Origin of the sequence: Streptomyces liliiviolaceus (assembly GCF_018070025.1) — a bacterium.
Taxonomy (GTDB): Bacteria; Actinomycetota; Actinomycetes; order Streptomycetales; family Streptomycetaceae; genus Streptomyces; species Streptomyces liliiviolaceus.
In genome coordinates this window covers 6,333,578-6,347,864 of the sequence record NZ_JAGPYQ010000001.1, presented here as the reverse complement: position 1 = coordinate 6,347,864, position 14,287 = coordinate 6,333,578, and the positions used below count along the sequence as shown (strand labels likewise).

Genomic DNA, 14,287 nt, shown 5'->3' with positions numbered 1-14,287 from the left:
ACCAGAGACCCGAGCCGTACCTGAGAAAGGGAACACCCATGAAAGCCACGTACCGCACCGCTGCCTTCAGTCTCGTCGCCGCGCTCTCCCTGACCCTCACCGCCTGCGGAGGCAGTGACGACAGCGACGACAATCCGCTGACTGGCAGCAGCGGGGACAGCGGAGGCGGCAAGGCCATCGTCGTCGGCTCGGCCAACTTCCCCGAGAACCAGCTGCTCGCCGAGATCTACGCGCAGGCCCTGGAGGACAAGGGCCTGAAGGTGACCCGCAAGTTCGACATCGGCGCCCGCGAGGTCTACTACGACCAGGTCGTCAAGGGAGGCATCACCGTCTTCCCCGAGTACAACGGCGCCCTGCTGTCCACGGCGGTCGACAAGAAGAGCACCGCCACCGGCACGGAGGAGATCAACACCGAGCTGAAGGAGAAGCTCCCGAAGTCGGTGGAGATACTCGACTCCGCGGCGGCCGAGGACAAGGACTCGGTCACGGTCACCGCCGAGACCGCCGCCAAGTACAAGCTGAAGACCCTGGCCGACCTCAAGCCGGTCGCCAAGGACCTGACCATCGGCGCCGGTTCCGAGTTCAAGACCCGCACCCAGGGCGGGGTCGGCCTGAAGGACGTCTACGGCGTCGAGTTCGGCAAGTTCCAGCCGCTGGACGCGGGCGCCCAGAGCACCCTGCTGAAGCTGCTCAAGGACGACAAGGTGCAGGCCGCCAACCTGTACACGACCGACCCCGCCATCGTCGAGGACAAGCTGGTCGTCCTGGAGGACCCGAAGAACCTCTTCTCCTCGCAGAACGTCACGCCCCTCGTCTACAAGTCCGCGGTGAACGACAAGGCCAAGTCGGCGCTCAACGCCATCTCGGCCAAGCTCACCACCGAGGACCTGCTGGACATGATGAAGAAGATCAGCAACGACAAGGAGGACTCCGCGGACGTCGCGAAGGAGTGGCTGTCCTCGGCCGGTCTCGCGGGCTGACCCGGACGGGGACAGGGTGAGCGGGACGGACGGAGCGGATACGGGCACCGGCGGCGGTACGTCCTCCGGAGCGGGTACGCCCACGCGGCTGCACCAGCTCTTCGAGGGACGCCGTCTGACGCCCACCCAACGGCGTATCGCCCACTGTCTGGTCCGCCGGACGGCCGCCGCGCCGTTCCTGTCGAGCGTGGAGCTGGCCCGGCTGGCCGGGGTGAGCCAGCCGTCGGTGACCCGGTTCGCGGTCGCCCTCGGCTTCGACGGGTATCCGGCGCTGCGCAGACATCTGCGCGACGTCGTACCCGTCGGGCCGGCCGTGGACACACGGCCGGCCAACCCCTACCAGCAGGCGGTACGGGCCGAGGTCGACAACCTGCTCCAGCTGGCGTCGCTGCTGGCCGACCCCGGGCCGGTGGAGGAGGCGGGCCGGCTGCTCGCCGCCTCCCGGCCGCTGCCCGTGCTCGGGCTGCGTGCCTCCGCCGCCCAGGCGCACGGCTTCGCCTACTTCGCCGCGAAGGTGCACCCCGATGTGCGCCTGCTCGACGAGGGCGGATCGCTGCTCGCCGACCGGATCGACGCGGCCCGTCACGCGGGCGCGAGCGCGCTCCTGTGCTTCGCGCTGCCGCGCCACCCGGCGGAGCTCCTGGCCGCGCTCGACCACGCCCGGGACGCCGGGCTGACCGTGGTGACGATCGCCGACGGCACGTTCGCCCCGGTGGCCGCCCACAGCGACCTGCTGCTGCCGGCCGCCGTGGGCACCGGTCTGGTCTTCGACACGGTGAGCGCCCCCATGCTCCTGGGGCAGGTCCTCCTGGAGGCCATGTGCGACGGCATACCCGACGCCCAGGCCCGCCTGGAGGAGTTCGACGCACGGGCGGCGGCGCGGGGCCTGTTCGTCGACTGACCTGTTCTGAGGGGGCTCGGCCTGACCTGAGCGGGCGCCCGGGAGCTTGGGCGTCCGTCGCCCGGCGTGCGGTAAGGTTCACCTGCGTCTTCTCGCGGTTCACCGCGGCGGGGCGCATCGGGACGTGGCGCAGCTTGGTAGCGCACTTGACTGGGGGTCAAGGGGTCGCAGGTTCAAATCCTGTCGTCCCGACTCGTACGAGTCGCAGGTCAGGGCCGGTTTCGGAGAAATCCGAAACCGGCCCTTGATCATTCTCGGGGACCAGTCGCGGACCGATCGGGGACCGGCGTCCTTGACCGGGGTCGGCGGGTCACCACGATCGGGCTCGGCGGCGAGCGCGGTGCGCGCAGCACGGATGCCGCCGGCACTCGCCTGCCACTGCCCGCACGCCCACTCACGACACGCGCTGAACTCCCTTTCGCAACAAGGGAGTTCAGCGTCGTACCTGTCCCCTCGGTTACGAATCCATGACATGCGGACGTACAACTGGGATCGCCCGGCCTGAGTCGTACCCACTGAACGCGGCCTTCCGCGTACAGAACCGACCGACTCGAAAGGCTCACGTATGTCCCGAGCACACCGCCGAACCCGTACCGCGCTCACCGCACCCCTGGCAGCCGCGGTGCTGCTCGCCGGAGGATTCGGCGCCATGGCTCTCACCGGGGGCCCGGCACTGGCGGCCACCGCTTCCGCGGACATGCAGGACGACTTCAACGGCGACGGATACGCCGACCTGGTCGTGTCGGCCCCGGACGCCACGATCTCCAGCAAGGCCAAGGCAGGCTACGTGGCCGTCACGTACGGCTCCGCCGACGGGGTCTCCGCCGCCAACAAGAAGCTCATCAGCCGCTCCACCAGCGGCGTTCCCGGCTCCGCCGCCGCGAACCAGCGCTTCGGGACCAACTTCACCAAGGGCGACCTGGACGGCGACGGCTTCAGCGACCTGGTGATCTCGGGCGGCAGTCCTGGCTCCGTCATCCTCTGGGGCTCCGCCTCCGGACTCACCGGTGGCACGGCCATACCCGGGTACGGGCAGTCCCCCACGACCGGCGACTTCGACGGCGACGGCAAGACGGACCTCGCCCTGTTCTCCTATCTGTCCGGCGCGGGCGACGACCCGGCGAGCGGTGACGCCACGGTGTGGAAGGGCCCGGTCACCCGTGCCGGACAGCCCACCGCCACCCTGCCGCTGCTGGACAGGGCCGACTGGTGGGGCTACGACGTCGGCGACGCGTCCTGCGCCACCGCCGTCGGCGGCTGCCAGGAAGACGGCGACTCGATCAGCGGACCCATCGGCTCCACCCGGACCGGCGACGTCAACGGCGACGGCAAGGACGACATCGTCGCCTGGAAGTACGCGGGGGACGGCCAGTGGGGCAACCGTCTGTTCCTCGGCGGCGGCAGCACGGGCTTCACCAGCGGCTGGGTCGCGGACGGCATGGGGGCCGGTACGGGCACCGGCATCGGGGACGTGAACAACGACGGGTTCGACGACGTCGTGGTGGGCAACGACTGGAACGGCGGCACGGTCCAGATCGCGTTCGGGTCGGCCTCCGGCCTGTCCGAGGAGCGTGTACAGAGCTTCGACCAGGACCTGCCCGGCTTCCCCGGTGTGGAGGAGGAGGGCGACGGGATCGGCTCCGCGGTCTCGGTGGCGGACGTCAACGGTGACGGCTTCGGCGACATCGCGCTCGGCATCCCGGGCGAGGACATCGGCGACATCACCGACGCCGGGTCCGTCGCCCTGGTCCCCGGCAGCGCCACCGGCGTCACGGGCGCCGGGACGCAGGTCTTCCACCAGGACACCGCCGGGATACCCGGAGTCGCCGAGAAGGACGACCAGTTCGGCGCGAGCAGCGCGCTGCTGGACGTCGACGGTGACGGCCACGCCGACCTCGCGGCCGGTTCCCAGGCCGAGAACAACTGGAACGGCGCGGTCTGGGTGCTGCCCGGCACGGCGACCGGTCTCACGGCCACGTCGTCCCTCGCGTTCGGCCCCGGCGACCTCTCGGCACCCGCCCCGGGCGCCCACTTCGGCGCGCTCCTGCGCTGAGCGCCGTCCGCACGCACGGGCGGGGCGGCAGCGGCCGAATCCACCGCTGCCGCCCTCAGGTGGTCCTCCGTCTCACATGACGCGAGTCGTCCACTGCAGATCGGCCGGAACCGGCGGGAACAGCGGTGGATCGATGCGGAACTGCGCTGCGGAGCCTCCCGCGGGTACGTACTGCGTGAGGCCGGTGTAGCTGTACCGCGCGTCCGGACCCTCACCCAGGGCGAGAGGGGCGATCAGCGCAGGTACGCCGAGGCAGTTGGTGTAGTCGATCGTGACCGTCGTACCGGAACCCCCGGGCTGAGCCCAGGTGGTGCCGCACGCTGCGGCGGCCGTGCCGCGGTCCGTCCGCCGGACCGGGGCGTTCGTGCGCAGCCGAGCCGCATCCTTCGCCGTGGACGGTGTCTCCGGGCGGTGGCCGTCCGCGGCCGGCGGGACCGACTTCGCGGGAGAGACCGTTCCCGCGGCCGGCGGCCAGCACTGACTGATGGTCTGCAGCGTGGTGGGCTCCGGGGGGAAGTACGAGGGATCGATCACCCATCGTGTGCCCTGGCCCGGCTGGACGGTGCGGCACACCCGGGCGAGCGTGTACCGCGCCTCGTCGCCCTCTCCGACGGCGTACGGGGCAACGGACAGTGCGGTCGACCCGCAGTTCACGTACTGCATGAAGACCGTGGTGTCGGCGCCGCCCGGTTGCTGCCAGTTCACTCCGCAGGCCGCCGCCTTGCCGGCAGGGGGAGCGGAGTCCTTCGCGTCCACGGAAGGCCGGGAAGCCGCGGCCGCCTCGGCAGCGCTGCTCGTGCAGGCGGCCTGGGGGTTGTCACGCAGCAGCCCGCAGGCCATCAGCCACGCCTGGCCGGGCCCGGTGTACCGGTTCTCAAGCCCTTGCCGCAGATCGACCCATTGGAGGCGGGTGTCGGACACCGCGGCTGTGACCGACTGCTGGAAATTGCGTCCGATCCTGCCGCGGTACTTGGTGGGTTCGGTGGCCGTGCCGGTCTTGGGGTCGATCCTTCCGCCGTCCTTGTTCAGTCCGGTGTCGTCGCCGTTGAAAGGCGCACCGTGCCGTACGTGACCGCGGCAGGAACCGCTCGTGGTGTAGCAGCCGGTGGTGAGGTCCCGGGGGACGGAGGCAGCAGTGGGTTCCGGGGCGAGCGCGTTGAACAGCAACGACGGCGTGGTCATGTCCAGCCCGGGCGGATTGTCGAGGCCGACCGGCCGGCCGGGCGCGGAGATGTCGGCCCAGTTCGAGTGGGAGTAGAAGTCCTGTACGGCGTGGAGCAGTCGGCCCCAGTCGTAGAGGACCGTGCGTTTGGCCTGGTCGAACTCCGCTCCCGTCTTGAGGCGGTTGTCGGTGTCGAGCAGATCCGCCGCGTGGTCGACCGCTGTGCTGAAAGCCTGCCGCGTGTGGCGGACGCAGTTCAGCAGGAAGTCGGACGCCTGCGCCCGCGACTGCGGGTAGGCGCGACCCCCGTTGTACGAGGGGTCGAGGTAGTCGGCGTTGTCGCAGTGCGCTTCGTCGCCGTCCGCGCCGCCTGGCTTGAGCGGATTGTCGGGCCAGCCGACCGCCCCGAAGAAGTTGGGATTCTGGATGAGCCCTCCGCCACCGGCCAGTACGGTCAGCGATGCGGGATCGAAGCAGTAGTCGCTGTCGGTGCCGCTCTGCGGACAACCGAGCGCCGCTCTGGTGATGTTGGAGTGCTCACGCCCTGGGATCGTGCCGTACGCCTGGGCCTGTGGCGCCACGGTGATCGTGAACACGATCGAACTTGCGATGAGGCTCAATAAGCTGACCAACGAGGCCCATGAGCCTCTGAGTGATGTGCGTGCCATACGCCCTCCCGATAGCAGCTGAAGTGGCGTTGACGATGATGCACCGGAAGATCGGCCGCAATCCTTTCAATCCTCGGCAAATAGCCGTGAGTGATCAGGTACCAGGACGAACTGCTCCTTTAATTCCACCCACCCAGGCGACGACGTCATTTGTCGGACATGTCGCGCTGGACCGCTTTCGCGAAGCCGTCGTCCGACCTGCGTACGGCCTCCGCGTGGCTCGACGCGTCCGAGCGGACGATGGCGTCGACGACGCTGATCCGGGGCGTCCGGGTCATCTGGGCACGCCAACTGCTCTGTCGGACAACCGAGTTGGCGATGCGAGCATGGCGAGCCCGCTCATGGGCGGCGTCCGGCGGCGTCCTGCGGTGGCGAGTGGCGTCCGGCGGTATTCGATGACTCAACGTCCGGTATTTCGGTCGTAGTTCGAGGTTTCGGTGCCGAAATCTAGGGCCGTGCCCGCAGCCCGTCAATACCTTTGCCGCACCTGTGTGGGACCGGTGCTGGAAGTGTGCCGGACCGGTGCCGTGGACGCGGACCGCGCGGCACCGCGCCGCAACCCTCCGCTTCCGGCGCGTTACTCAAACGTGACGTGCCTCCTGCTGTCCGCCCCCTTGACCGGCATGAATTGTTAGCGCTCACAATGACCTCCGCAATCACCGGCCGACATCCGGAGCCGACATCCGGGGTCGGCACAGGTCCGGCACAGGAAGTTCTCGGAAGACGACCGCCAAGGAGGTGCGGCATGGCACAATCCCAGCTTCGGCCGCCCACCATGGCCGACGTCGCGCGGCTGGCGGGCGTGTCCCATCAGACCGTCTCCCGGGTGCTGGGGGATCACCCCAACGTGCGGGACGAGACCCGGGCCAGGGTGCTGCACGCGATCGAGGAGATGGGCTACCGCCGGAACTCCTCCGCACGAGCCCTGGTCACCCGCCGCACCCGGACCCTGGGTGTGGTCGCCTCGGACACCACGCTCTACGGTCCGGCCAGCACCCTCTTCGCACTGGAGGAGGCGGCACGCGCCGAGGGCTACCTCGTCTCCACGGTCAGTCTGCGCAGACTGACCGTCGAGAAGCTCGCCGAGGCGCTGGACCACCTCGGCGAGGGCGGGGTGGAGGGAGTCGTCGCCATCGCCCCGCAGCGCTCGGCGGTCGAGGCACTCGCGGAACTGCGCCACCCCTTCCCGGTGGTGACCGTGGGCAGCGGGCCCGGCGTGGGGATCCCCAGCGTGAACGTGGATCAGCACCTGGGCGCCCGCCTCGCCACCCGTCACCTGCTGGCCGCCGGCCACCGTACGGTCTGGCACCTCGCCGGACCCGAGGACTGGCAGGAGGCCGCGGACCGGGCGGCGGGCTGGCGTGCCACCCTCGAAGCGGCGGGCGTGGCACCGCCGTCGATCCTGCGCGGGGACTGGAGTCCGCTGTCGGGTTACCGGGCCGGCCAGGAACTGGCAGGCTGGCTGGGCCGGGGGCTGACCGCGGTCTTCGTCGCCAACGACCAGATGGCGCTGGGGGTGTTGCGTGCCCTGCGGGAAGCGGGGGTGCGCACTCCGCAGGACGTGGCGGTGGCGGGCTTCGACGACATCCCGGAGTCGGAGTTCTTCGCGCCTCCGCTCACCACCGTCCGGCAGGACTTCGCGGCGGTCGGCAAGCGGAGCATCGCCCTGCTCCTGGACCTCATCGAGGGCAGGGAGCCGTCCGGGGCTCCGCGGATCGCCATCGAACCCCAACTCGTCGTCCGCGCCAGCACTTTCCCGTACACCTCCGACCAGGGCGCCCCGCCCGTCTGAAGCCCGCCCGTCCCAAGCCCTGCCCGTTTGACGCACCACCTCGTAGGCCATTTCCCACACGCCCCTGTATGACCGATATTTCGAACAATGATCGACAGGCTGGACATGTGGGACCTGTCCCGGCGAGCGGCACGAGTACCAGCAGGCCCTTCGAGGCCGGCTCTTCAAAGGAGAAGAACATGCTCAGCAGAAGGAACTTCCTCACCGCGGCGGTCGGCGTGGCGGCGGCGAGCGGCCTGGCGGCCTGTGCCAAGGAGGACGACAGTTCCTCCGGCTCCGACTCCAGCAGCGGTGGCGGCAAGAAGATCACCCTCGGCTTCGCCCAGGTCGGCTCCGAGAGCGGCTGGCGCACCGCCAACACCAAGTCCGTCAAGGAAGCGGCCAAGGACGCCGGTTACACCCTCAAGTTCTCCGACGCCCAGCAGAAGCAGGAGAACCAGATCTCGGCGATCCGCAGCTACATCGCCCAGAAGGTGAACGTCATAGCCTTCTCGCCGGTGGTCGTCACGGGCTGGGACGCGGTGCTCAAGGAGGCCAAGACCGCGAAGATCCCGGTCATCCTCACCGACCGCTCCATCGAGACCTCCGACGACTCCCTGTACGTCTCCTTCATCGGCTCCGACTTCATCGACGAGGGCCGCCGCGCGGCCAAGATGCTGGAGAAGGTCCTGGACAAGGCCGGCCACAAGGGTGCGGTGAAGATCGCCCAGCTGGAGGGCACCACCGGCGCCGCGCCCGCGATCGAGCGCGCCAAGGGCTTCAAGGAGATCATGGACGCCGAGCACAAGGACGACTGGAAGGTAGTCGTCAGCCAGACCGGCGACTTCACCAGGGCCGGCGGCAAGCAGGTCATGGCGGCCTTCCTGCAGTCCAACCCGGACATCAACGTCCTCTACGCGCACAACGACGACATGGCCCTCGGCGCCATCCAGTCCATCGAGGCGGCCGGCAAGAAGCCCGGCAAGGACATCCTGATCGTCTCGGTCGACGGCGTGAAGGACGGCTTCGTCGCGATGTCCGAGGGCAAGATCAACGGCATCGTCGAGTGCAACCCGCTGCTCGGTCCCCAGCTGATGGAACTCGTCAAGAAGGTCAACGACGGCGAGACGGTGGAGCGTCGGATCAAGACGAAGGAGGGCGACTTCCTCCAGGAGCAGGCGAAGGAAGCCCTCCCGACCCGCAAGTACTGATCCGCGGCTGAAGTACTGACAGGTACTCACCGACCGACCGCACCTACCGCCAGGGAGCCTCCGACCGAGGGGGCTCCCTGCGGGCCTGAACGAACATCCGGGCCTGAACGACCATCCGGGTCCGAAACGGATATCCATGAGGAGCGCTGCCATGGCAGAGCCGCTGCCCGTCCTGGAGATGACGGGCATAGTCAAAGAGTTTCCGGGGGTACGGGCTCTGTCGGGTGTCGACTTCCGGCTCTTCCCCGGCGAGATCCACGCCCTGCTCGGCGAGAACGGCGCCGGCAAGTCCACCCTCATCAAGGTGCTGACCGGGGTCTACTCCCTGGACGGCGGCACCGTCACCCTGAACGGCACGTCCGTACGCTTCCACAGCCCCTCGCAGGCCCAGCAGGCCGGGATCAGCACGGTCTACCAGGAGGTCAACCTCTGCCCCAACCTGTCGGTGGCGGAGAACATCTTCATCGGACGCGAACCCACCCGCTTCGGCCGCATCCAGTGGAAGCGGCTGCGCCGCGAGGCCGCCGAGCTGGTCGACCGCCTGGGCCTCGACATCGACGTGGAGGCCCCGCTGTCCTCGTACCCGCTGGCCGTGCAGCAACTGGTCGCGATCGTACGGTCGGTGGGGACCGGTGACAGCGACGGCTCCGGCTCGGGCACCAAGGTGCTCATCCTCGACGAGCCGACCTCCAGCCTCGACCGCGACGAGGTGCTCGAACTCTTCGCCCTGATGCGGCGGTTGAAGGGCGAGGGCGTGGCGATCCTGTTCGTCTCGCACTTCCTCGACCAGATCTACGAGGTCTGCGACCGGATGACGGTCCTGCGCAACGGCGCCCTCGTGGGCGAGCACATGGTCCGCGACCTCGACCAGGTCGGCCTCGTCCAGCTGATGATCGGCAAGGCCCTGGACCAGCTGGAGGAGCTCCACGACCACCAACTCCACGCGGACGTCGGGGAGTCGCTGCTCAAGGCCGACGGCGTCGGCCGGGCCGGCAGTATCGCCCCCTTCGACCTGGAGATCAAGAAGGGCGAGGTCGTCGGGCTCGCCGGACTGCTCGGCTCCGGCCGCACCGAACTGGCCCGGCTGCTCTTCGGCGCCGACCAGCCGGACACCGGCAAGGTGGCCATCGGCGGCAAGCAGGTCTCCATGAGCGCCCCGAACGACGCCATCGCCGCGGGCGTCGCCTTCTGCTCGGAGAACCGCAAGACCGAAGGCCTCGTACCGGACCTGACCGTGCGCGAGAACATCATCCTCGCCCTGCAGGCCACCCGCGGCTGGACCCGGCCCATCCCGGTCGCCCAGCGCGACGAACTCGTCGCCAAGTACATCAAGGCCCTGGACATCCGGCCGGCCAACCCCGAGGCCAGGGTGGGCCAGCTCAGCGGCGGCAACCAGCAGAAGGTGCTGCTCGCCCGCTGGCTGATCACGCAGCCGAAGCTGCTGATCCTGGACGAGCCGACGCGCGGCATCGACATCGGCGCGAAGGCCGAGATCCAGAAACTGGTGGTCTCGCTCTCCGAGGAAGGCATGGCCGTGCTGTACATCGCGGCCGAGCTGGAGGAGGTCCTGCGGCTCAGCCACACCATCGGCGTGCTGCGCGACCGCAAGCTCGTGGCCCAACTGGCCAACGGGCCCGAGATCACCCCCACCCGGATCCTGGAGACCATCGCGAGCGGAGAGCACCAGTGACCACCACACCCCGATGGCGAACGCTGACCCGCCATCATCTGTTCTGGCCGGTCGCCGTGCTGGTCGTCCTGCTGCTCGTCAACGTCCCGTTCACACCGGACTTCTTCTCGATCAAGATGACGGACGGCCACCTCTACGGCAGCCTCGTCTCGATCGTCCTGTTCGGCTCGCCCCTCATCCTGGTCGCCGTCGGGATGACCCTGGTCATCGCCACCGGCGGCATCGACCTGTCCGTCGGCGCGGTGGTTGCCATCACCGGCGCCCTGACCTGCTCGTACATCAGTGACCAGGCCGACCAGGACGCGCTGTCCGGAGTGCTGCTCGCGATGGGCATCGGCCTGGCGGCGGCGGTCGTCTGCGGTCTGTGGAACGGCTTCCTGGTCGCCCGGATGGGCATCCAGCCGATCATCGCCACGCTGATCATCATGGTCGCCGGCCGCGGAGTCGCCCAGCTCATCACCGACGGACAGATCATCACCGTCAACAGCGAGCCGTACAAGCTGATCGGCGGCGGCTACTGGCTGACGCTGCCCTTCTCCATCTTCGTGGTGGCCGCCGTGGTCGCCGTCACCGTGGCACTGACCCGCCGCACGGCCCTCGGCCTGCTCGTCGAGTCGGTCGGCGGCAACGCCGAGGCCAGCCGCCTGGTCGGCATCCGCTCCCGCCGCATCAAGATCATGGTGTACGTGTTCTGCGCGCTGTGCGCCGGGATCGCGGGCCTGATGATCAGCTCCAACACCTCGGCCGCGGACGGCAACAACGCCGGTCTGTGGATCGAACTGGACGCGATCCTCGCCGTCGTCATCGGCGGTACGTCGCTGCTGGGCGGCCGGTTCTCGATCGGCGGCACGGTCGTCGGCGCGCTCGTCATCCAGACGCTCACCACCACGATCTACACCATCGGCGTGCCCACCCAGACCAACCTGGTCTTCAAGGCCGCCGTCGTCATCATCGTCTGCCTGATGCAGTCCCCGAAGTTCCGCGCCAAGGTGTTCGGCGGCGGTCGCTTCGGCGGACGGTTCGGCGGGAAGCGGGGCGCCGGGCAGGCCGCGGCCCGGGCGGACGCCACCACGACGACGCCTGAGACCGTACGCACGATGGAGGTGTCGTGATGACCACGACCACCCACAAGCCCGCTGCGCCGGACAGCCGTGCGCCGAGCAGGGCGTCACGCGTCCTCGCCGACCGGCGCCTGCCCGTCCTGGTGACGGCCGCGCTCTTCCTCCTCATGTACGCCATCGGCCTCAGCCGGTACCAGAACTACGGGTTCGCCGAGACACAGGTGTTCCTGAACCTGTTCATCGACAACAGCTACCTCCTGGTCGCGGCCGTCGGCGCCACCTTCGTCATCCTCTCCGGAGGCATCGACCTCTCGGTGGGCTCGGTCATCGGCTTCACCACCATGTTCACGGCCTGGCTCGTGGAGAAGCAGGGCCTGCCGCTGGTGCTCGTCATCCCCATGGCCCTGGCCGTGGGAGCCTTCGGCGGCTACCTCATGGGCTATGTGATCCAGAACTTCGAGATCCAGCCGTTCATCGTGACCCTGGCGGGGCTGTTCCTCTTCCGCGGCCTGTGCCTGGTCATCAGCAAGGAATCCATCTCCATCACCGACTCCTCGGTCAGCAGCATGGCCCAGGCGCAGGTGTCCGTGGGAGGCGGGTTCCTCTCCATCGGGGCGATCGTCTCGCTGGTGGTGCTGGCCGCGGCGTTCTACGTGCTGCACTACACGCGCTTCGGCCGGCGGGTGTACGCCGTCGGCGGCAACGAGCAGTCCGCGCTGCTGATGGGGCTGCCGCAGGGCGGTACGAAGATCGCGGTGTACACGATGAGCGGGTTCTGCTCCGCGCTGGCGGGGTTGTTGTTCACGCTGTACATCCAGTCCGGTGACCCGTTGCACGCGACCGGACTGGAGCTCGACGCGATCGCCGCGGTCGTCATCGGGGGGACGCTGCTGACCGGTGGGTCGGGGTATGTGGTGGGCACGCTGTTCGGTGTGCTGGTACTCGGCCTGATCAAGAGCCTGATCCAGTTCGAGGGCACGTTGAGCTCGTGGTGGACGAAGATCGCTACGGGTGTGTTGCTGTGCGCGTTCATCCTGATCCAGCGAACGATGACGACGCGCCGTAAGACGTAGGGGGTTGTCCGCCCCCGCCGCCCCTACCCGTTCCCGTCACTGCATGGGGGCAGCGCCCCCGCGCCCCCGCTTGCGCAGTTCCCCGCGCCCCCAGGCACCTGGGGGCGCGGGGAACTGCGCGGCCGGCCCCCACCGGGCCCGCACCCGAGAACCCCACCCCGGGGCTCGGGGCGGAGCCCCGACGGGACGGGAACCGGCTACTACCTGAGCCCGGCGTCCGAGCCATCACGTGAGCGAACCCATCCCGGGAGGAACACCGTGAGACGTACGATCGCAAGGGCGGCGACGGCCCTGTTCGTCATCCTGGCCGCCCTGGCCTCCGGCACCGCCGAAGCCGCCGCCCCCGCCTCACCCGCCGTCACCTACACCAACCCCGTCGCCGAGCAGCGCGCCGACCCGCACATCTTCAAACACACCGACGGCTACTACTACTTCACCGCGACCGTGCCCGCGTACGACAGGATCGTGATGCGGCGGGCCACCACCCTCCAGGGGCTGTCCACGGCCGCCGAGACGACCATCTGGACCAAGCACGCCAGTGGTGACATGGGCGCGCACATCTGGGCGCCCGAGATCCACTACATCGGCGGCAAGTGGTACGTCTACTTCGCCGCCGGATCCACCAGTGACGTCTGGAAGATCCGGCCGTACGTCCTGGAGACCGGCGCCGCCAATCCGCTGACCGGAACCTGGACGGAGAAGGGCCGTATCGCCCTTCCGCTCGACACCTTCTCGCTGGACGCGACGACCTTCACCGTCGGCAGCACCCGCTATCTGAGCTGGGCGCAGAACGATCCGGCGGTCGGCGACGGCACCAACATCTATCTGGCCAAGCTGTCCAACCCCTGGACCATCAGCGGCAGTCCGGTCATGATCTCCCGGCCCACCAACGCCTGGGAGAAGGTCGGCCACACCGTCAACGAGGGCCCGGCGGTCATTCAGCGCGGCGGCAAGGTCTTCATGACCTTCTCGGCGAGTGCCACCGACAGCAACTACTGCCTCGGCCTGCTGACCGCCTCCGCCTCCGCCGACCTGATGAACGCGGCCTCCTGGGCCAAGACGGCCACCCCGGTCTTCACCAGCAACGCGGCCACCGGCCAGTACGGGCCGGGCCACAACACCTTCACCACGTCCGAGGACGGCACGTCAGACGTCCTCGTCTACCACGACCGCAACTACAAGGACATCAGCGGCGACCCGCTCAACGACCCCAACCGGCGCACCCGTTACCAGAAGCTGTACTGGAACGCCGACGGCACACCCAACTTCGGCATCCCGGTGGCCGACGGTGTCACCCCGGTCCGCTTCTCCTCGTACAACTTCCCCGACCGGTACATCCGGCACTGGGAGTACCGGGCGAAGATCGAGCCGAACGTCACCAACCTCGCCGACTCGCAGTTCCGCGTGGTGACGGGCCTCGCCGGCACCGGGACCGTCTCCCTCGAATCGGCGAACTTCCCCGGCTACTACCTCCGCCACCGCAGCAACGGCGAGGTGTGGGTGGACAGGAGCGACGGGAGTACGGCCTTCAAGGGCGACGCCAGTTTCTACCGGCGGGCCGGTCTCGCCGACGCGGCGGCGGGTGTCTCCTTCGAGTCGTACAACGTGGCGGGCAGCTATGTCCGGCACTACGACTACCTGCTCGTCACGCAGCCCGCCGACACGGCGACGGCCAGGGCGGACGCGACGTTCTACGCCGAGTGACCCACTGACGAGT

11 protein-coding genes and 1 tRNA gene are annotated in these 14,287 nt (G+C 68.9%); 10 read left to right on the top strand and 2 right to left on the bottom strand.

Features of this window, described 5'->3' with window-relative positions:
• The first annotated feature begins 38 nt into the window (after nt 1–38).
• From J8N05_RS27665 to J8N05_RS27650, 4 genes are all read left to right on the top strand, one after another.
• Complete coding sequence (locus J8N05_RS27665) at nt 39–980, top strand: ABC transporter substrate-binding protein (RefSeq protein WP_210887364.1); 942 nt, start codon at nt 39–41, stop codon at nt 978–980.
• A gap of 16 nt (nt 981–996) precedes the next feature.
• Nucleotides 997–1,881 carry a MurR/RpiR family transcriptional regulator gene (locus J8N05_RS27660; protein WP_210887361.1) on the top strand — a complete coding sequence of 295 codons (885 nt, stop codon included), beginning with the start codon at nt 997–999 and terminating at the stop codon, nt 1,879–1,881.
• Nucleotides 1,882–1,999: 118 nt separating this feature from the next.
• Nucleotides 2,000–2,073, top strand: a tRNA-Pro gene (locus tag J8N05_RS27655).
• A gap of 373 nt (nt 2,074–2,446) precedes the next feature.
• The gene (locus J8N05_RS27650) at nt 2,447–3,934 is read left to right on the top strand and encodes an FG-GAP and VCBS repeat-containing protein (RefSeq protein ID WP_210887358.1); all 1,488 of its coding nucleotides are present in this window, start codon (nt 2,447–2,449) and stop codon (nt 3,932–3,934) included.
• Between the two features lie 72 nt (nt 3,935–4,006).
• Here J8N05_RS27650 and J8N05_RS27645 read toward each other — a convergent pair whose 3' ends face one another.
• Together J8N05_RS27645 and J8N05_RS47990 are read right to left on the bottom strand one after the other, a co-directional pair.
• Nucleotides 4,007–5,692 (bottom strand): hypothetical protein, encoded by a 1,686-nt coding sequence (locus J8N05_RS27645; protein ID WP_210887354.1) that lies wholly within the window; start codon nt 5,690–5,692, stop codon nt 4,007–4,009.
• A 218-nt stretch (nt 5,693–5,910) separates the two neighbouring features.
• Nucleotides 5,911–6,042 (bottom strand): hypothetical protein, encoded by a 132-nt coding sequence (locus J8N05_RS47990; RefSeq protein ID WP_282108170.1) that lies wholly within the window; start codon nt 6,040–6,042, stop codon nt 5,911–5,913.
• Nucleotides 6,043–6,509: 467 nt separating this feature from the next.
• Between J8N05_RS47990 and J8N05_RS27640 the strand changes: the two genes are divergently transcribed.
• From J8N05_RS27640 to J8N05_RS27615, 6 genes are all read left to right on the top strand, one after another.
• Nucleotides 6,510–7,556, top strand: a complete 1,047-nt coding sequence (locus J8N05_RS27640) for a LacI family DNA-binding transcriptional regulator (protein WP_210887351.1) — start codon at nt 6,510–6,512, stop codon at nt 7,554–7,556.
• Nucleotides 7,557–7,735: 179 nt separating this feature from the next.
• Nucleotides 7,736–8,746 carry an ABC transporter substrate-binding protein gene (locus J8N05_RS27635; protein WP_210887348.1) on the top strand — a complete coding sequence of 337 codons (1,011 nt, stop codon included), beginning with the start codon at nt 7,736–7,738 and terminating at the stop codon, nt 8,744–8,746.
• Nucleotides 8,747–8,897: 151 nt separating this feature from the next.
• Nucleotides 8,898–10,436, top strand: coding sequence for a sugar ABC transporter ATP-binding protein (locus J8N05_RS27630; protein WP_210887345.1), 1,539 nt, complete (start codon nt 8,898–8,900; stop codon nt 10,434–10,436).
• Nucleotides 10,433–11,548, top strand: coding sequence for an ABC transporter permease (locus tag J8N05_RS27625; RefSeq protein WP_210887342.1), 1,116 nt, complete (start codon nt 10,433–10,435; stop codon nt 11,546–11,548). Before J8N05_RS27630 ends, J8N05_RS27625 begins: the two co-directional genes overlap by 4 nt.
• Nucleotides 11,548–12,570 (top strand): galactofuranose ABC transporter, permease protein YjfF, encoded by a 1,023-nt coding sequence (yjfF, locus tag J8N05_RS27620; protein ID WP_210887339.1) that lies wholly within the window; start codon nt 11,548–11,550, stop codon nt 12,568–12,570. Before J8N05_RS27625 ends, yjfF begins: the two co-directional genes overlap by 1 nt.
• A 270-nt stretch (nt 12,571–12,840) precedes the next feature.
• The gene (locus J8N05_RS27615; protein WP_407699980.1) at nt 12,841–14,274 is read left to right on the top strand and encodes a family 43 glycosylhydrolase; all 1,434 of its coding nucleotides are present in this window, start codon (nt 12,841–12,843) and stop codon (nt 14,272–14,274) included.
• Nucleotides 14,275–14,287 lie beyond the last annotated feature (13 nt).